Raw genomic sequence first — 17,988 nt, forward strand, 5'->3', positions numbered from 1 at the left:
TTTTGCATTACATTTCAAAGTTTTATAGACTGTAATCTTATTCTGCCTGCGCCAACAGATTTGGTCCTTCTACGAGATTCTTATGCGCAATTGGAGAAGACATGGTGATTAAAGTCATGTAAGTACCGTACGGATCACACTTGTTCTCAAACTCTTCGAGTCTCTGAATGGTGTCTGTGAGAATTTTCAGCAAGTAATTGTACTCCCCGCTTATCCGATAACATTCCACAACTTCAGGTGACGCACGACAGAAATCCAGGAAAGGATAACAATCCCGCGTACGAAAAAGAACATAGGCCGTGCTCTGCTTGCCCAATTTGGAAGGGGAGATAACGGTTCGATATTCCTCGATGATTCCCTTTTCTTCCATTCGTTTGACACGTTCAGTAACGGCGGGCTGAGATAACCCCACCAGTTTGCCTAGTTCGGTCATGGATAATCTCGCCTGATTCTCCAAGTGATACAGAATATGCTGATCTATTTCGTCCATGTAATCCACCCCTTTAAATACATAAGATATATTCAGAAATTACCTTAAGTATATTCGCTAATTCGTTATAATGCCTTTAACAAACCATGTAATACAAGATCAATCATTTATATAATAAACACAGTTATCACGAGAAATCAAATACATCAGTTGGTGAGAGGAAGATAAGCATGAGAAAAGAAGACATGACGGCATTGCATAATTATGTGGATGAAGCCATTGACCGCGCTCTAAGCGAAAAAAGAATCGTAGGAACAGTTATACAGGTTGCATTAGGAGGGGAACTGGTATATAGCCGGGCTGCTGGTTTCGCAGACAGGGAGCAAAAACGTACCATGTCGGAAAACGCTCTGTTTCGACTTGCTTCCGTAACCAAACCTATTGTCTCGACAGCAGCTCTGGCATTAATCTCACAAGGAAAGCTGAGTCTGCATGATCCGGTGACACGCTGGCTTCCTGCATTCCGGCCCAAACTTGCCAATGGTCAGGACGCTTTAATATCAGTACATCAGTTGATGACGCACACCGCAGGCTTAACATACCGTTTCTTCCAAGAAGATCAGGGAACCTATGAGCTTGCAGGAGTATCGGACGGAATGGATTGGTCTGAAATTAGTCTGGAGGAGAATCTGCAGAGACTGGCCTCTGCTACTCTTTTGTATGAGCCAGGCAACATGTGGAGATATTCCATTGCGACAGATGTACTTGGTGCCGTTATCAAAAAGGTAACTGGGATGTCACTACGAGAAGCTGTTCAAACGCTGGTTACTCATCCACTCCACATGACCGACACTGACTTTGTTGCGGTGGATTTGGATCGATTAACAGCCGCATACGCTAACGGTTCTGAAGAACCGCGTCTCCTTCATCAGGAGTTGGAGCAGATTCCTTTTATTGAGGGTACTGCTGGCTTCCGACTGTCACCCAATCGTGCGAATCGTACTTCTGCTTACTTATCGGGCGGAGCGGGTATGGTTGGAAGTACCGGAGATTTTCTTACTTTACTTGAAGCCTTGCGACAAGGAGGACAGCCTCTCCTTACAGAAGCCGTTGCGGCTGAGATGTCTACCAATCAAATCGGTGATCTCGTGATGCCATACTGGCCAGGCAGAGGGTTTGGCCTTGGTTTTACCGTACTTAAAGATCCTGTCGCAGCCGGTACACCGGAATCCCCGGGTACGTGGCGGATGGGTGGAACTTACGGTCATTCCTGGTTTGTTGATCCAAAAGAAGAACTTAGTGTTGCAGCATTCACCAACACGGCACTTGAAGGGATGTCGGGCCAGTATACCACCGATATCTGTGGTGCAATCTACGCAGGCATTCGTGAAGGCAAAGAGGCTGCAAGGATATAAATACGAATAACCGCCCAAGATCATTGGGCGGCTTTATTTGGCAACGATGGTAAGACTACTGTCTGTTATTACTCAAATTTTTCTTTTTGAGAAGGTAGATCCCCGCAACAAGAATAAACCACACTGGCGTGACAAACAGTGCCACACGCGTATCTTCGGCCAATGCCAATACCACCAGCACAAATGCCAGAAAAGCCAAAATTAAATAGTTCGAAAACGGATATAGTGGAAGTTTGAAGCGGCTGCGACTCGCCAGTTCCGGCTGAGTACGGCGGTATTTCAAATGACAGATCACCATGATGCCCCATACAAAGATGAAACACACGGTCGACACGCTCGTGATCAGCGTAAATACGCCCTCTGGCATGATATAGTTCAGCACAATCGCGATCAGAATAACAATCGTGGAGAAAAACAGCGCGTTGGAAGGAACCTTCCTGTTATTCAGTCGTGCAAACGACTCGGGTGCGTTGTGATCCTTTGCCATGGAGAACACCATACGGCTTGTACTGAAAATGGCACTGTTACACGCTGACGCTGCGGACGTCAGTACCACGAAGTTCACAATGCCTGCAGCAGCCGCAATACCCACAGCGGCAAACACTTGTACAAACGGACTTTCAGTAGGCACAATGGCGTTCCACGGGTAAATACTCATAATAATCAGCAGTGCGCCAACATAGAAGAGCAGTATCCGGATCGGAATCTGGTTAATTGCTCTTGGAATAACCTTCTCCGGGTTCTCCGTTTCCCCTGCTGTGAGTCCCACCAGTTCCATGCCTACAAAGGCGAACACCACCATCTGGAACGATATGATGAATCCATGCAGTCCATTCGGGAACCATCCCCCATGACTCCACAGATTGGTGAAGCTTGCTGGACCCTGATCCGTAGTAAAACCTTTGAATATCATATATAAACCAACAATAATGAGTGCCAGAATAGCCACGACTTTAATCAGTGCAAACCAGAATTCCATTTCCCCAAACAACTTGACCGTTGCCAAGTTCATGATTAGCAAAAGGACTAACGCAATTAACCCTGGCATCCATTGAGGTACATTTGGAAACCAAAACTGTGTATACAATCCAACGGCCGTAATATCAGCCATGGCAATGGAGATCCAGCAGAACCAATAGGTCCAGCCTGTAATAAATGCCGCCATATTGCCCAGGTAATCACGCACAAAATCGACAAAGGAATGATACTGCAAGTTGCTTAACAGCAGCTCCCCCAATGCACGCATGATCAGGAACAACACAACACCCGTAATAATGTAGGCCAGCAAGATGGACGGCCCTGTCAGTTGGATCGTTTTGCCTGCTCCAAGAAACAGACCTGTACCGATCGCACCTCCGATCGCCATCAACTGCACATGCCTGTTCTTTAATCCCCTTGTTAACGTTTCTTGCTGCATGATCAACCACCACTCTCTTTCTGCAAATGCTCTCTACGATGCAAAATATTATTACTCATCATATAATAATCTGCCCAGAATACATATCCCTACCTTATATATTTTTTTGCACAGCAAAGAGGCCACCTTTGTAAGAGGTGACCTATTGATACGCTCGTATTTCATGCCCTTGGCTTTTATAATCTTGAGTTGCATTAGATCCATACTATCATCAGCCTATGTACATTCCTTTGTTATCCTCATGCCATGTCATGCTGATTATACATATCTATAGAAGTATATTAAAATATAAGCCAAGCATAGAGCGGCAACGACTAAAAAGGTAATCGCTAATGAACGTTCGGTTCGCCAAATTCGAATAGCATTAGCAACACTAATCATCAATAACGCAATAAAGTTAATAACACTCGAATACGATTGAAACGAGTTGAAAACGATCATCATAAATCCTACGATCCAGATTAACAAAAACCACAGTGGAGTTTTCCGAAAAAGCTGCTTCATTATGATTTACTCCTTAAATATTAAATTAGTCTGTGTACAAGATATTCTTCAACAGGGATTAAAATTCCTTTATTTAGGTTATAATTCCAAATAATCAATACTATTTAGATCCAATTTAAGTATCTTCACAGTAAAAAGGGCTCCCGATAAAGGCGCCCTCTGGTCTGTTAATCTATTCCTTTTTCTTTTCCAATCTGTTTTGAGGATATCAATTAGTGTAATTTCATTGCCCTCTTTGTCCGTGCCATTTTCAGAGAGCGCAGTGTATCAAATTTTCGATCTTAATGCATCTCCCTACAAATGCGGAAGGTTCAGAAAGCACCATCTTTTTAACGAAAAGCGCTATCTATCCAACAACTACTTTTGCTTATAAAACTCGTGGTACAGCTTCATTAACGCTCGCTTCTCAATCCGTGATACATAAGAACGTGAGATGCCCAGTTCCTTCGCAATTTCGCGTTGAGTTCGTTCCTCCCCGCCTGCTTCCAGGCCAAATCGACCGATTACAACTTCCTTCTCCCGGTCATCCAGGATATCTAGATTGCGATAAATTTTGCTTTTTTCAATCTTGAGCTGTACCCGATCTACAACATCATCAGCTTCTGTGCCAAGGATGTCGATTAATGTAATTTCATTGCCTTCTTTGTCCGTACCGATAGGGTCGTGCAGGGATACGTCTTTGCGTGTTTTCTTCAGGGAACGCAGATGCATAAGTATCTCGTTTTCAATACATCTCGCCGCAAATGTGGCAAGCTTCGTGCCTTTGCCTTGTTGAAAACTTTCGATCGCTTTGATCAAACCAATGGTTCCGATGGAAATCAGGTCTTCCTGATCTTCACCCGTATTGTCGAACTTCTTGACGATATGCGCGACGAGGCGCAGATTGTGTTCAATGAGCAGATTGCGAGAGTGGGCATTGCCTTCAGCCATAAGGCGCAAATGTTTGGCTTCATCACCCTCAGCCAGTGGCTGGGGGAACGCATTATTTTTGACATACGAGACGAGTAACGTTAACTCTTTAATGAATAGAGCAATTGCGGTAAACAATCCGGGCACAGATGACACCTCCTGCAGTTTTACAACGATCTGGCCTGAGCACATGTGGGAACAGGGTCGATCTATTGTATGTAGGCAGAGGCCCAGAAGTGCATGTACGGGGAAATAGGTACGGGCTATAAAGCTTTAAAAAATATTATTTTATGTAAATGGAGTGTGTAGCATATCCACTCCATTGTTTTCAATTCCCTCTCAATCCTATCGGAATCAACCTTGTATGGTTCTGCTCCTGCTTTGCGTAGTTTTGTAATTACAGTTTGTTGAAAGATGAATACGTCCCAAAGTTTAGTTTCATCATTTGAAGTAAATACTGTTTCTCTTTCTCTGCTGTGTAAGTCAGTTTACATCTCTCCCTTGCTTATCCTTAAAATATTCTTCTCCAGAAATCTCTTTCGTTGTTACTTTTCTGCATCTCGAACATCTACTTAAAATTTCTGACTCATAAATTCCTCCATCACATTTAATGCATTTGTCATTCAATATCTAAATCACCTTTCCCAAGAAAGTTAAATTTACCAGTCTTGATCTTTATATTCCTCTAAAATTTCGATTACATAATTCAAGTCATAAATCTGATGCTTTACCTTTGTGATAGTTCTAGCAACTGAACTGTCTTCGGTATCCTCTAGTTGCTTCACTTCTGCTCTCTTTTTTCTCAATTCAGCCTTCATTACATAATATTGCAAATGCACCATTCATAATATCTGCCTCTTTCATTATTTTAGCTATACCCTTCTACATTCATCACATTTACTTTTCCGTTCATGTCTTCATTCTGAAAATATATAAAATCGGTGCTCATTGCCCTTGAGGCATTTTTGAAAACTATTGCTCAATCTTCTCTTTGTCTGCGATATGAACCATTTTTACTCTGAGCTCTTCTACTACTTCCTCGAAAATTGAGCAATTACGCAGAATGCTTCCATTTTTTAAACTAATATCTATATTAAATACTATCCCTCTCCTTCCCCTCTAAAGATACAAAACGACATAATCCCTTAGATTATGCAAGAAATTCAATTTTAAAATGAGCCCTAATCCTCAAGAGGAACATTCCATAATATGTTAATTTTAAATTATACCAAATTTAAGGAGGAATTAAATTATGAAATTCAAATCTTTGACAATATGTGCTCTGTTAGGGGTATCTATGTTACTTGGAAGTGTGAGTGCTAGTGCTGCACCTGTTGATACAAACTCTGTATCTCCATTTGCTGACGAAAGTTTAGTCTTGCGCGTCGGTGAAATCTATAATTTTAGCGGCACAATCTCCATGGTTGATAATATACAGAATGTGATAGCTGTGACATACCCAACGACTATTAGAGGAATCAAGCCGGGACAAGCCAAACTTAGAGTATACAGTAATGGAGTATATACATATTATGTTATCCTCGTTAAAAGCAGCATTTGAATAAATTTCTGATCCCATAATTGTCATCACATAATATCACTAGGGCACTGCGCTATTCTCTTGCGTAGTGTTTTAGTGTTTCTTTGCATTCTTCACACTCTTCTTGTTTTCGGTTCACTCTCCTTTTTTCAAAGAAAGATCGATTTCATCTAATCCTGGTCATATATGTATTCGAGTTCAAATTCCAAACCTAATGCCTCTAATAAATTCCTTACAACATCCATGCAACATCTGTATATGTACCAACCAACTTTTCCTTAACAATTAACTCTGTTCCCCATTCACCACAACAACCATCTGAGCAGCTATAGTAATACTATCGGACTACAATTTTGTTCAACCGATCAGCTTCTTTCTGTACTTATCTAATGGAGTCCCCATATGTACTTTCCCCACTGAGGTTCAAGTAAAGAAAACGCCTCTTCGCTCACCATACATTCTGTAAAGTCACCATCTTCGTAGTTGTACTGTACCAACTTAATTCCAAATTGCCCAAGTTCATCTCTATCCTCTACATCAGCGCATATCCAACCTTTTAATATTGCCATTCTCCTTTCTTAATGAATTATCAAATTTATTAAGATGTGATAAAAGGAATTTATTCCATTAAAGATGTAAACGTGCTAACATAATGAAGCGCTACTTTTTAACTACGAATCAGTACATAAGACTCAGGAGGTTGCCATGGGAACCGTATCACAACAGAAAGCGAAAAAGGAAATCAAGAAAGTAGACAGACTTGGCAGAGCAGTAGTATCCTTTATATTTAGTTTTATTGGATTAGCCTCCCTAGCTTTATTCCATATGGCAATGGAAGCCAATAATGCGAGCTACAATACAAATGGAACCGGAATAATGATCACAATGGCATTGGTTTTATTAATTAACGCAACTAGTTTTTTTCTTGGCATGAGTGCTAGACGCTCAACATCGGGAAGAGGGTTGGCTATTGCGGCAATTACTATAAGCGCAATCCCATTGGTTCTTATGCTTCTATTAATAATAGGTACAATACTTACGATGTTTTTAATGAACTAAGCCCTCACTGGGCTTTTTTTTATTTCATCAGTGCTATTGTCAAGTGGATAGATCCCAGTACACCATTATAAGTGGTGTTAGATTCCTTAAGTCACATCTGATTATACTTCTTTTGGGAGTATACTTTTATCTACTCTTTTGGTTACATAAATAAGACTTGTTGTTTTCGCGAATAAATTTATTTTTCATCTCTATCCTTCTTCAATCTAAATGTCTATTTTCAAGAAAACTTAAAAAAACGACACCCTAGGGCCATCTCACACTAAATAAATTTTCATAAGATCTTGCGAAGATTTCACAGACTCACGGAAACAATGGAGCCCACCCGCTGAAGCAGGAGAAATTCTTTTTCCACACTTTCGATAAAATACTTCTTTTCACCAAATAGGACAACATCATTCTGGGCTAACGAAACATCGCTTTTAAAATAGATCACATTGTCCGTTTCACGGAACGCACCTTTGTAATAAAACATCATATTCCTCTCCTTCATAAAACTACCTATGTAATAAATTAAACCATTACTTATACTCTCATTAACCCCATCCCCAAAATTAAAAATACCCATATGCTCCTTTCCGATGACTTGATTCACAACAAAAACCCCAGCTCTGTACGAAACAGAACTGAGGCTGCGGCATATCCAATATGAATCCCATTAAATATCTGAGAATCCCTAGGAATACCGGTTAATCACTTGAAGATTCGTTGTGAGAACTGATACAGGCCGCTGTTCCAGACAGATGGTTCGTGTCCACCTACATCCAGATAAAAGGTATGCGGAATGTTCATGCTGCTCAAGCCGTTTTTGAAATTCTGGCTGACCCATAACAGACCATCACTCGATCCACAGGAGATCCAGAGCAATTTGAGTTGGCTAGCGACTTGTCCCGGGTTGGAAACCAGCTGCGATACAGATTGCGTATTCGGTGCAGCCGAGAAGGCCCCTACCCAAGCGAAGGTATTCAGATTTTTCAATCCGAAGTTAAGCGACTGCCCACCACCCATGGACAGTCCGGCTAGCGCACGACTATTCTTGTCTTTGTACACCGGATAATTGGCCTCGATATGAGGAATCAGATCCTTGATCAGGTCTTGCTCAAACCGTTCAAACGCAGCTACTTTGTCCGGAGCAAAAATGTCACCGACTGGACGATCGTCCTTCATGGCACGGCCATTTGGCATAACAACGATCATCTGGGACAGCTTACCTTCAGAATACAGGTTGTCCAGAATGTTCTTTGGTTTCATTGCATTAACCCACTCATACTCATCTCCGCCGATGCCGTGCAGGAGATACAGGACGTTATACTTTTTATTCGGAGAATATCCTGGCGGTGTATACACCGTCGCTTTCCGTGTATTGCCTACCGTTGTGGAGTAATAGGATATCAGATTGGTATTTCCGTGCGGAATATTGTTTCGATAGCCATCAAAACCCGGTGGTGCCGGCACTACCGGAGTATTAGCAAGAGCATTTTGCCCGGTATTATCCATGGTGCCGGTCGCTCCCTGATCTACAACCGCCTGAATGGGGGTTGGAGCCGCAGTTTCCTGCATATCGGCTGCAGACGCCATCGTTGGTACAAGGAGTGCTGCTGTGATGGAGAGACTCAGAATTTTGGACAGACGTTTTTTCATTAATATCAATCTCCTTTGGAATATGATTTTAAACCGTGTACGAACCTCATAACAGGTCTTTCAGATACACATAAACCCCAATTGAAAGCCCTTACATTTCAAAACGAAGTTCCTCCTTTCCACGCATGAATACGGACCGCTATCCTTCACCTTTCCCAATACGGAAGTAAACATCCGCGATCCATAATTTACAATCAATTCCAATTACATCTTTATTATATCACCTTACAAGACCTGTACATCATCAAAAAACTTAAATAACTATATCTTATAGTTTGAAAAGTATACTTCTTCACACCACCAGACCGTCTATTCGCTCCCCTGCTCCGGATCTCATCATGATATAAAAAAGCCTCAATTCTCCGTTTCAATGGAAGAATTGAGGCAAACGATTTCATTTTCAACTTGCCGACGCTGCCTCTGCAACCTGGGCAACCTCTGGCCCATGATGTTTACGCCCCATGAACAGACTGATGAACAAGCCCAGCAAACCCAGTGCAGCAATTACTGCGGCATACAAAGGCACTGAGATAAGTCCCGTATGCGTAATTGCATACCCACCCATATAGGCACCAGCGGCATTTCCCAGGTTAAATGCCGAATGACTTGAGGTTGTCGCAAGCAGCGGTGCTTCACGAGTCATATTCATAATCCGAATCTGAAGTCCCGGCATAATACCAAAAGCGGCAACCCCCCAGAAAAATATCGTGAGCACTGCCAGATACGGATTCTCCAGCGTCAGCGTGAGCACTGCCAGAAGAACAGCAAGGATACCAAAGTTGACGATTAACGAAGGCATAAGCTTCCAGTCTGCCAGACGGCCGCCAACCAAATTTCCCAAGGTTACACCGAAGCCAAACAACACCAGAATCCAGGTCACACTTTGCTCCGCAAAGCCGCTAATATCTACAAGCATCGGCGTAATATAGGTGAAGACTGTAAACAAACTTCCGCACCCCAACGCCCCAATAAGCAGAACCAGCAACACTTGTGGACGTACCAGATTTCGGAATTGCTGACCGAGGTTTGCAGGCGGTCCTTGCGCAATAACCGGAATAAAACGAATAATCCCCATTAATGAGATAATGCCCAGAATTGTAATGGCTCCGAAGGATGATCTCCACCCAAGCTGTTGCCCGATAAATGTACCAAATGGAACGCCAATGATGTTCGCAATCGTTAGCCCCGCGAGAACAACCGATACCGCTCCTGCCCTTCTCTCGGGCGCAACAAGCCGCGTCGCCATGATTGAACCTACACCGAGGAAGGTACCATGGGCAAATGCCGTTAATATCCGTGCCGAGATTAACAACCCATTGGTGGGAGCAATGACAGACAATGCGTTACCGATAATGAAAATGCACATCAGCAGCACCAGCAGTTTTTTCTGTGGAATCTTGTGTGTAAATACGGTCAAAATCGGCGCACCTACCGCTACACCAAGCGCATATCCCGTAATGAGTTGTCCAGCCTGTGGAATGCTTACATTCAGGTCTGTTGCCACATTGGGCAGTAAGCCCATAATAATAAACTCGGTCATACCAATCGCAAAAGCTCCTATCGTCAGGCATAACAGGGATAATGGAAACGCCCCTCGTTTACCTGACGGTGAAACCTGTGGTTGTATTGTGTGTCCAGTCGTGCTCATAGATGTTCTCTTCTCCTGTCTCTTAATCAACGATTTTCTGTCGCCTTCAACCACAAGGCATCTGTTAGTTGTTCGAACGTTTCACGCATGGCCAGCTTGTCCCGCCAGTGTGCCGGAATACCACTCAGTCCATAATAAGCACCTGCGATCTGTCCGTACACCGCGCCCGTAGTGTCCGCATCATCACCCAGATTAACAGCTAACAACGCGCCTTCTTCAAAGCTTGATGACTTATGGAACGCCCATAGTGCTGCCTCGAGTGAACGAACCACATAACCACTGCCCTTAATTTCAGGCGGTTCTTTCCTCTGATAGGAACCCCTAACAACCTCTTCAATAGCGGGTGAAAAAGAAACCTCTTCCCTCCACTGTCGGTATGTCTCCGGCATCAGCATGACGTTTTTGTCCGCTCCGCGCAGACCGGCAACAATTATGCCGGCTAGCACTTCACATGCTTCCACACTTTCCATTGCAGCATGTGTTGTCCGGGAGCTCAGCCCGGCATAACGGACCGCCTCGTTTGGTTGATTAGCATAAGCCATCACGACAGGTGCAAGCCTCATGATAGAGCCATTGCCCGCCGTCATCGGGTCAATTGATCCGCTGTAGGCTTCTCCAGTTATCTCAAACCTCTCCAAGGCACTTCTTGTGGCCCCGCCGATATCAAAGCAATCGCCTGTGCTGCTCATATACCCGACCTTGTACCAATTGGTGTATCTGCGCATCTGATCCGCAGGATCAAAGTTCTCATTGCGTACCAGACTTTCTGCCAGACACAGAGCCATGGATGTATCATCTGTCCACTGCCCTGCCTCCAGCCCGAATACGCCGCCACCCACGATATCCGTTACCGGTTCAAATGTGCCCGGGCTACTGAATTCCACGGTGGTTCCCAACGCATCACCCGCTGCAAGCCCGATGAAGCAGCCATTGAAACGGTCCTTTTGCAGCATACTTGTCTTCCTCCCTTACTCCATATACTTTCAGAATCTTTCTTCCATTTTCCCACAGGGCCTGATCTGGCGTAAAGCTAATAAAATCCAATAAATTCAGCTCCATTTCTTCTATTATAAAAGTGTCGAAAGCTGTAGAACGGCCAGAATAGCAAATTTTCATAAAAAAAGTTTTATTTTTTTGAGCTGAAAATACAGTTTATTCAGTACACCGCTTACATGCAAAAGGGTTAACGGTTTGCAACGTTCATCATTTTCTGAAAACAAATCATATATGTGAAAATTTTCAATGTAAACAATCATGACGCGCTTGACCCTTCGGTTTGTCCTATGTTACGGTTTTATTAGCTTCAAACGCATATTTTTTCCCAAATTAATATTCATTTTCGGTTTATTGCGTCAACTAATATGCCGCAGGTTAATGAATACAGGGAATGAATTTGCAGAAAATTTTCATTTTCATTTTATCCCCAAACTAATTCTGAAACAGGAGGAACAAATTTATGATTAAGGCACTGGTGTTTGATTTCGACGGAACGATTATTGATACAGAGACAGCATGGTATATTGCTTTTCGTGATGCCTACAAGGAACACGGCGTAGATTTAACCCTGGAGATGTATTCACAATGCATCGGTACCAGTCTGAAAACATTTAATCCGTATGAGTACCTCATCACAGATTTGAATCTTCCGATCGATCGGGAAGCGTTCAGGGAATCCGTTCAGTTGCAGCACGCTGCATTGATGAACATAGAAAAGGTGCGTCCTGGTATTCAGGAATATCTTGAACAAGCACGTGAAGCCGGACTGAAACTGGCTGTAGCATCCAGCTCCAAACGGGAGTGGGTTGAACAACATCTGGAACAACTGAAACTGAAAGATTATTTTGAAGTCATTCGTACGGCAGATGATGTTGCAAATGTGAAGCCTGACCCAGAACTCTACAATCAAGCGCTTGAAGCCCTTGGAGTAACTGCAGACGAAGCCGTAGCGATTGAGGATTCACCTAACGGCGCGCGTGCAGCTGCTGCGGCTGGTATGCACTGCGTAGTCATCTCGAATACCATCACAGGAACACTGGAATTCGATATGCCTCACCAACGGCTGTCTTGCTTGACCGACCTTACATTTAATGATTTGATTTCGAAGCCACTCGTCACTACCGTCTAAGGTCTGCACGAATTTCGCGATTTAATCCTTAAAGGGGGAGTTCACACATGAAAGCTGTACATTTTGGTGCGGGCAATATAGGCCGCGGTTTTATCGGTCATATGTTGTCCGCTTCCGACTACGAAGTCTGCTTTGTCGCACGTAACCCGAAGAAAATCTCCATGCTTCAAGAGAGGCAGGAATATCCGATTACACTTGCCAATAGAGATCAGGACACTACGATTGTCAACAACGTGACGGCTATCAATGTGAGTGAGCAGAATCTCGTTGCTGAAGAGATCGCTTCAGCCGATGTGATCACAACCGCGGTGGGGGTATCTGCACTCGGAGATATCGCCGAACCGATCGCCAAAGGCATTCAACTTCGCATGAAAAACAATAATCAGGCTCCACTGCATATTATTGCTTGCGAGAATGCCATCGGTGGTAGCACCAGGCTGAAGAAACGCATCTATCCATTTTTGGATGAACAAACTCGCAAAAAAGCCGAACGTTATGTTTCTTTCCCCAATGCAGCTGTGGACCGGATTGTTCCGGCTCAAAACCACAAAGACCCGCTGCAGGTCACTGTTGAACCTTTTTACGAATGGGTCGTTCATCGTCCAGCACTTCTGGATGGATTTAAGAAAATAGACGGCGTCCACTATGTGGATTCGCTTGAACCTTATATCGAGCGTAAAATGTTTACGGTCAATACAGGCCATTGTGTCGCCGCATACTTCGGCTATCTCGAAGGATTCAAGACGATCCGACAGGTGATGAGTAATTCCACCCTGCGGGCCAAAGTGCGCCATGTTATGGAAGAGACCGGTCAGATGCTTATCCAGAAGCACGGATTCAACGCTCAGAAGCATAACAAATATATCGATACCATACTGGAACGCTTCGCCAATCCCAACCTGACGGATCAGGTCAACCGGGTCGGACGTTCCCCCCTTCGCAAGCTTTCGCCTCATGATCGGCTTGTTCGCCCAGCGCTGCAGGCCAGTGAATTCGGAATTGAAATTCCTCATTTAACTTCTGCTATGGCGGCCGCAATGCTGTATAATGACAAACGCGACGAGGAAGCCATGAAGCTACAACACATGATTAGCGAAGATGGCGTCTCCTCCTTCATCCGTGAACGCATGGGAATTCCCGACGAACATCCCGTTCATCAGAATGTAATCACCCGTTATCAAGAACTCAGAGGGCGCAAGGAATCGACTATACTAACCTGAGTAACGGATCAGGGCATGGGTTCGATCCTGCAAACTGAATAGAAGCACGGCCAAGAAGCCGGGAGGAACCTATGCAGCAGCATCGCTCCTTCCGGCTATTTGTCTATGCACGGCGTGGCACGGCACGGTACATCTATCTATATTGTAGTAACGTTAATAAAACAGCGTATCTCCTCTCTCAAGGAAACACGCTGTTTGGGGAATCTTTTTAATTTAATACATCATTTGGTTTAACCGAGTGGCTCATCCCTTTTCTACTCATTCATAATGGAATTGAGGGATGCATATGCCATGGGCAGGAAACCTTCCGAAGGTTCACCAATAGGTGCTTGGATGTGGAAAATGAAACCATTGCCATCCAGTTCTTTGACAATAAAGTACTCTGTTTTCTTATCATTCTGGGACATCATATACAATCTTGCATCCTTCATCGGACCGTTGCTGAGTTGTTCAGCCGTTAACTGCTTCACTTCTCCGGTCTCGGACAACTCTTCCTTGGCATCCATCTTCAGCGCATCCAGATTGTAATTCGCCGGCAGCTTCTCAATCTCTACCTCATAATCCGGATCAATCTTCATTGTTAATTCATGGTCTTCCGCGTCAAAAGCCATCGGTTCAAACACATAAAGTGAATAACCTTTCGCTTGTGCCAGTGTGACTGGGCGTTTCTCGGTCATTCCTTCTACCGTCACTTCCAGCTCTGATGTCTTCGGACGATCGGACGTTACTGTACCGCCTGCATTGGAACCGTTATTATCATCACTCGATTCAATCTTTGCAATCTCTGTAAGTACCAACTGTTTCGTTGTTGCATCAATCGTTTTCTCTACATATTTGAAACGAACGGAATCTTCGTCATCAATATCATCCAGAGACTTCTGCAGATCTTCGCTCACCTGAAATGACATCGGCTTCTCATTCACTCGAATCTCAACGGTATGCGGATCAGCCCATCCAGTCAGAATACCTTCTGCTTCTATTGCAGCACTTTCATTTGGTTGTTGCTCCGGTGCTGGTGACTGTTCTTCCGTATTATTCACTGTTGGCTGTGCAGCAGGATTACTGTTCCCACAGGCCACAAGCGAGAATCCCATAAGTAAAACCAGGAGTGATGCACTGACTTTCATTGTATTTCCTTTTCGCATATGAACACCTCCGTTAGCTTATACGCAATGATGCTTGTCCATGTTGCTTCTCATCCATTGGCTTGGCTGTATACTAGTACTTACACGGGAGACAGGCAGCTCAATCATGCAAAATGTCTGAATGGTTGCTCAGATCCTCTGCTCAGCTGGCCTGATCCATCTGTACCAGTTTGGCATTGGCTCCGTTAAATGCTTTGGTCTGGAGGTTAAGTTGCTTTCGGAATTCAGCAAGCTTCGCATATTCGCTATTCCGTACCCGAATGGCTCGCTTAATCTTAACCAGATTAGGTTCTGCACTTTCTCTCATCAGATCATACAACTGTTCATCGGCACTCAGACTCAACTGATACGAAGCAACAAAATTTTCCAATGCACGTGCTCTTGCTTCATATTGATCCAGCACCTTTTCAGCCTGTGCCAACGTTTCTTCTTTTTCAAATGATAGTTCTTTCAATGAACCGCGCAGGGCCACCGTCTTCTCGTTGGTCTGTTTCATGGCCTCTTCCGCCTGTTTCAACAACGTTCTTCGTTCATGAATATGATCTGCTGCCTGATCCAGCAGTGCTTCGAGATCACTGTTTTTGTTCTTGCCTTTGTCTAAAATAGACTTGTATAACTTCATATCTTCCTGCTCATGACTGGTCAGCGTCTTCAAACTCTGATCAATCTCCTGACCGCTGAGCACCAATTGGTTTATCTGATTTGCCGCAGGCTCCTGCGGATCTCCACAACCACTCACCAGCAGAATTAGCAATACACTAACTGCCGCAAGCGCCACTTTTTTACTCGTTAGCACCAAAGTCCTTCCTCTCTTGCATCATCTTGTTGTTATATTACAAGCGGGTATCTCCGCTAAAATTGGCTACCCAGTGTGCATCCGGATCGTATACTTCGAACTCGTAACCCCGATCTTCGAGTAACTTCAGAATGCGTGGTAAAGCCTGCACCGTCTGCTCCCGCTCATGCATCAGAATCACTTCCTTATCCCGATGTACACTTTTGCTCACCCGGGCCACAATCTTGTCCGGCTGACCGGGAAGATTCCAATCGAGTGAATCTGTCGTCCAGTCCCACATTTTGAATCCGGCCGCCGCAATGTCCCCTCTGAACTTTTCACCGATCTGTGGACTGCTGCCATAAGGTGCACGAATCAGATGAGGTGTAAAACCAATCAGGTCCTGCACCATCTTCTGCTCTTTCTTGAACTCTTTCACAAAGTTTGCCGAGTTGCCGCTCTTATACAGCTTTTTATAGTTATGCGTCATGCTGTGAAGTCCAGGATAACTGCCTTCCTTCAACAGCCGTTTCACTGCTTCTGGATGCTGATTCAACTGACGTCCGATCATAAAAAAGGTAGCTTTCGCCTCATGCTGCTTCAAAATATCCAGCAGTTGTTCTGTATATTCAGTTGGCCCATCATCAAACGTTATGTATGCCAATTTGCGAACCTGGCCCTGGAACCGTGCCGGCTCCTCCTTCGCATCCGGAGTAACTTGTATCATGCCAAGCTTGGCCGGCTGTTCTATTACAGTAATCGGAGGCGGCGCCACAACGCTTTTGATCCAATGCGTCATGCCAAAGAATACATATGTAATACCGGTAACGAACAGTACCAGGAGCATTAGAGCTATGACTACCCTTCCATACCGGATTTTTCTTCGTTTATGTGTTTTCGTGCGACTTGTGCTAGGCGGAATACTGCCACGCTCTCCCGCTCTCTCTTGTTGAACTCTCACTGTCATGCCACTTCCTTACTTTCATTTTTTCCCGATTATTGGTATATTATCTCGTTTCATGTCTCTATATAGAAGATTAATAGAAAAATGGATCGGGAGAATGACAGAATAGTTACAAGCCCGGTTACAATCTACTTATCTCTTCGTTCTCTTTATCTTTCCTGCGGTTACCTTCTCCTGTATAATGAAGTGATTTACGCTATCAGACTTCAAGAAGGAGCTACACCCATGACAAGCTTGAACCGTGCCGGCAGATCCATCTATCTGTTATTCTTTGTCGGCATTATCGCCATTTCTTTTTCTTCGATCTTTGTACGCTGGTCTACCGCAGATGTTGCGGTCATTGCCATGTACCGTCTTTTTCTCACCAACCTGCTAATGCTCCCGTTTGTCTGGAAATACAGACATGAGATGATGCGACTGAGCTTACGGCAGTGGGGCTTGCTGCTTGCATCCGGTGTGATGCTGGCCCTTCATTTTCTGCTCTGGATGGGTTCGCTGCGGCTCACCAGTGTTGCCAGTTCCACAGTTATTCTCGCGCTGGAGCCTATACTGATTCTTGCCGGTTCGGTATGGCTGTTCAAAGCCAAAATTAATCGCATGATGATCATCGGCATGGGCATCGCCCTGCTTGGATCAATCGTCATTGGCGCAGGAGATTTCCAGTTGGCAGGTACTGCCCTGCAAGGTGATGTCCTGTCTTTGCTTGGCACAATCGCAGTCGCCGTTCATATGCTGCTTGGTCAATTTTTGCGAGCGGGACTTAGTGCATTTTCGTATAACTTCTGGGTGTTCTTCGTGGCTGCTTGCACGCTGGCGGTATATAATCTGATCATGGGCCACCCGTTCGGAGGTTACGCTGCGTCAGAGTGGGGAATCTTCCTGCTGCTCGCCATTGTGCCAACGATCTTTGGACATTATCTCTTCAACTGGCTGCTTCAATATATGAATGCCACAACGGTATCCATGGGCGTACTTGGGGAACCCGTATTCTCTTCATTACTGGCCTGGATGCTGCTCGGCGAATCCCTCAGTGCATTACAAATGTCTGCCGGGGTCGTCATCATATTCGGGGTATGGATCTTCATTCGATATGGAAAAACCAAACCTCAGATTGCTTCAGCAGAAGCCTCTGTTGCGGGAAAAGGGCCTATTGAACCTACAACGGTATAACGTATTTTTTCGTAATGCATAGTTAT

The 17,988-nt window shown here is 44.3% G+C and carries 17 protein-coding genes; 6 read left to right on the top strand and 11 right to left on the bottom strand.

The genetic code is table 11. The features are described 5' to 3' along the window. Positions 1 to 37 precede the first annotated feature (37 nt). Positions 38 to 490 (bottom strand): Lrp/AsnC family transcriptional regulator, encoded by a 453-nt coding sequence (locus BS614_RS25355; RefSeq protein ID WP_074095966.1) that lies wholly within the window; start codon positions 488 to 490, stop codon positions 38 to 40. Between the two features lie 170 nt (positions 491 to 660). On the opposite strand from BS614_RS25355, the gene BS614_RS25360 reads away from it, so the two are divergent. Beyond that, a complete protein-coding gene (locus BS614_RS25360; RefSeq protein WP_074095967.1) occupies positions 661 to 1,845 on the top strand; it encodes a serine hydrolase domain-containing protein in 1,185 nt (394 codons plus the stop codon). Between the two features lie 55 nt (positions 1,846 to 1,900). On the opposite strand, the gene BS614_RS25365 is transcribed toward BS614_RS25360, so the two are convergent. The 3 genes from BS614_RS25365 to BS614_RS25380 all read right to left on the bottom strand — a co-directional run bounded on the left by BS614_RS25365 (position 1,901) and on the right by BS614_RS25380 (position 5,517). After that, complete coding sequence (locus tag BS614_RS25365; protein ID WP_074095968.1) at positions 1,901 to 3,262, bottom strand: amino acid permease; 1,362 nt, start codon at positions 3,260 to 3,262, stop codon at positions 1,901 to 1,903. 861 nt (positions 3,263 to 4,123) lie between these two features. Beyond that, positions 4,124 to 4,822, bottom strand: coding sequence for an RNA polymerase sporulation sigma factor SigK (gene sigK, locus BS614_RS25375; protein WP_017687130.1), 699 nt, complete (start codon positions 4,820 to 4,822; stop codon positions 4,124 to 4,126). Positions 4,823 to 5,334: 512 nt separating this feature from the next. After that, positions 5,335 to 5,517, bottom strand: coding sequence for a hypothetical protein (locus tag BS614_RS25380; protein ID WP_074095970.1), 183 nt, complete (start codon positions 5,515 to 5,517; stop codon positions 5,335 to 5,337). A gap of 410 nt (positions 5,518 to 5,927) precedes the next feature. Between BS614_RS25380 and BS614_RS25385 the strand changes: the two genes are divergently transcribed. Together BS614_RS25385 and BS614_RS25395 are read left to right on the top strand one after the other, a co-directional pair. Then, positions 5,928 to 6,236 (top strand): hypothetical protein, encoded by a 309-nt coding sequence (locus BS614_RS25385; protein ID WP_074095971.1) that lies wholly within the window; start codon positions 5,928 to 5,930, stop codon positions 6,234 to 6,236. 684 nt (positions 6,237 to 6,920) lie between these two features. Continuing rightward, positions 6,921 to 7,274 carry a hypothetical protein gene (locus BS614_RS25395; RefSeq protein WP_074095973.1) on the top strand — a complete coding sequence of 118 codons (354 nt, stop codon included), beginning with the start codon at positions 6,921 to 6,923 and terminating at the stop codon, positions 7,272 to 7,274. Between the two features lie 295 nt (positions 7,275 to 7,569). On the opposite strand, the gene BS614_RS32260 is transcribed toward BS614_RS25395, so the two are convergent. The 4 genes from BS614_RS32260 to BS614_RS25415 form a co-directional block, all read right to left on the bottom strand. After that, positions 7,570 to 7,869 (bottom strand): hypothetical protein, encoded by a 300-nt coding sequence (locus BS614_RS32260; RefSeq protein ID WP_244898193.1) that lies wholly within the window; start codon positions 7,867 to 7,869, stop codon positions 7,570 to 7,572. Positions 7,870 to 7,967: 98 nt separating this feature from the next. After that, on the bottom strand, positions 7,968 to 8,915 hold the full coding sequence (locus tag BS614_RS25405) for an alpha/beta hydrolase (RefSeq protein ID WP_074095974.1): 948 nt from the start codon (positions 8,913 to 8,915) through the stop codon (positions 7,968 to 7,970). Between the two features lie 400 nt (positions 8,916 to 9,315). After that, the gene (locus tag BS614_RS25410; RefSeq protein WP_074095975.1) at positions 9,316 to 10,563 is read right to left on the bottom strand and encodes an MFS transporter; all 1,248 of its coding nucleotides are present in this window, start codon (positions 10,561 to 10,563) and stop codon (positions 9,316 to 9,318) included. A 26-nt stretch (positions 10,564 to 10,589) separates the two neighbouring features. Continuing rightward, positions 10,590 to 11,516 carry an ADP-ribosylglycohydrolase family protein gene (locus BS614_RS25415; RefSeq protein ID WP_074095976.1) on the bottom strand — a complete coding sequence of 309 codons (927 nt, stop codon included), beginning with the start codon at positions 11,514 to 11,516 and terminating at the stop codon, positions 10,590 to 10,592. A 503-nt stretch (positions 11,517 to 12,019) separates the two neighbouring features. Between BS614_RS25415 and BS614_RS25420 the strand changes: the two genes are divergently transcribed. Together BS614_RS25420 and BS614_RS25425 are read left to right on the top strand one after the other, a co-directional pair. Beyond that, positions 12,020 to 12,688 carry an HAD family hydrolase gene (locus BS614_RS25420; protein ID WP_074095977.1) on the top strand — a complete coding sequence of 223 codons (669 nt, stop codon included), beginning with the start codon at positions 12,020 to 12,022 and terminating at the stop codon, positions 12,686 to 12,688. Positions 12,689 to 12,735: 47 nt separating this feature from the next. Then, positions 12,736 to 13,908 (top strand): mannitol-1-phosphate 5-dehydrogenase, encoded by a 1,173-nt coding sequence (locus tag BS614_RS25425; protein WP_074095978.1) that lies wholly within the window; start codon positions 12,736 to 12,738, stop codon positions 13,906 to 13,908. A gap of 254 nt (positions 13,909 to 14,162) precedes the next feature. On the opposite strand, the gene BS614_RS25430 is transcribed toward BS614_RS25425, so the two are convergent. The 3 genes from BS614_RS25430 to BS614_RS25440 all read right to left on the bottom strand — a co-directional run bounded on the left by BS614_RS25430 (position 14,163) and on the right by BS614_RS25440 (position 16,789). Further along, complete coding sequence (locus tag BS614_RS25430; protein ID WP_074095979.1) at positions 14,163 to 15,053, bottom strand: hypothetical protein; 891 nt, start codon at positions 15,051 to 15,053, stop codon at positions 14,163 to 14,165. A 142-nt stretch (positions 15,054 to 15,195) separates the two neighbouring features. After that, positions 15,196 to 15,849, bottom strand: a complete 654-nt coding sequence (locus BS614_RS25435) for a YkyA family protein (RefSeq protein ID WP_074095980.1) — start codon at positions 15,847 to 15,849, stop codon at positions 15,196 to 15,198. 37 nt (positions 15,850 to 15,886) lie between these two features. Continuing rightward, complete coding sequence (locus tag BS614_RS25440) at positions 15,887 to 16,789, bottom strand: polysaccharide deacetylase family protein (RefSeq protein ID WP_244898194.1); 903 nt, start codon at positions 16,787 to 16,789, stop codon at positions 15,887 to 15,889. Positions 16,790 to 17,017: 228 nt separating this feature from the next. Between BS614_RS25440 and BS614_RS25445 the strand changes: the two genes are divergently transcribed. Continuing rightward, positions 17,018 to 17,962 (top strand): DMT family transporter, encoded by a 945-nt coding sequence (locus BS614_RS25445; RefSeq protein ID WP_036668496.1) that lies wholly within the window; start codon positions 17,018 to 17,020, stop codon positions 17,960 to 17,962. The last annotated feature ends 26 nt before the right edge of the window (positions 17,963 to 17,988 follow it).

The organism is Paenibacillus xylanexedens, assembly GCF_001908275.1.
In the GTDB taxonomy this organism is placed as follows: domain Bacteria; phylum Bacillota; class Bacilli; order Paenibacillales; family Paenibacillaceae; genus Paenibacillus; species Paenibacillus xylanexedens_A.

What these genes read in the sequence shown, in the direction of transcription:
- BS614_RS25425 (WP_074095978.1), top strand. Translation starts at nt 12,736, where the DNA reads ATGAAAGCTGTACATTTTGGTGCGGGCAATATAGGCCGCGGTTTTATC.
- BS614_RS25395 (WP_074095973.1), top strand. Translation starts at nt 6,921, where the DNA reads ATGGGAACCGTATCACAACAGAAAGCGAAAAAGGAAATCAAGAAAGTA.
- BS614_RS25405 (WP_074095974.1), bottom strand. Translation starts at nt 8,915, where the DNA reads ATGAAAAAACGTCTGTCCAAAATTCTGAGTCTCTCCATCACAGCAGCA.
- BS614_RS25385 (WP_074095971.1), top strand. Translation starts at nt 5,928, where the DNA reads ATGAAATTCAAATCTTTGACAATATGTGCTCTGTTAGGGGTATCTATG.
- BS614_RS25415 (WP_074095976.1), bottom strand. Translation starts at nt 11,516, where the DNA reads ATGCTGCAAAAGGACCGTTTCAATGGCTGCTTCATCGGGCTTGCAGCG.
- BS614_RS25445 (WP_036668496.1), top strand. Translation starts at nt 17,018, where the DNA reads ATGACAAGCTTGAACCGTGCCGGCAGATCCATCTATCTGTTATTCTTT.
- BS614_RS25380 (WP_074095970.1), bottom strand. Translation starts at nt 5,517, where the DNA reads ATGGTGCATTTGCAATATTATGTAATGAAGGCTGAATTGAGAAAAAAG.
- BS614_RS25365 (WP_074095968.1), bottom strand. Translation starts at nt 3,262, where the DNA reads ATGCAGCAAGAAACGTTAACAAGGGGATTAAAGAACAGGCATGTGCAG.
- BS614_RS25360 (WP_074095967.1), top strand. Translation starts at nt 661, where the DNA reads ATGAGAAAAGAAGACATGACGGCATTGCATAATTATGTGGATGAAGCC.
- BS614_RS25430 (WP_074095979.1), bottom strand. Translation starts at nt 15,053, where the DNA reads ATGCGAAAAGGAAATACAATGAAAGTCAGTGCATCACTCCTGGTTTTA.
- BS614_RS25355 (WP_074095966.1), bottom strand. Translation starts at nt 490, where the DNA reads ATGGACGAAATAGATCAGCATATTCTGTATCACTTGGAGAATCAGGCG.
- BS614_RS25420 (WP_074095977.1), top strand. Translation starts at nt 12,020, where the DNA reads ATGATTAAGGCACTGGTGTTTGATTTCGACGGAACGATTATTGATACA.
- BS614_RS25410 (WP_074095975.1), bottom strand. Translation starts at nt 10,563, where the DNA reads ATGAGCACGACTGGACACACAATACAACCACAGGTTTCACCGTCAGGT.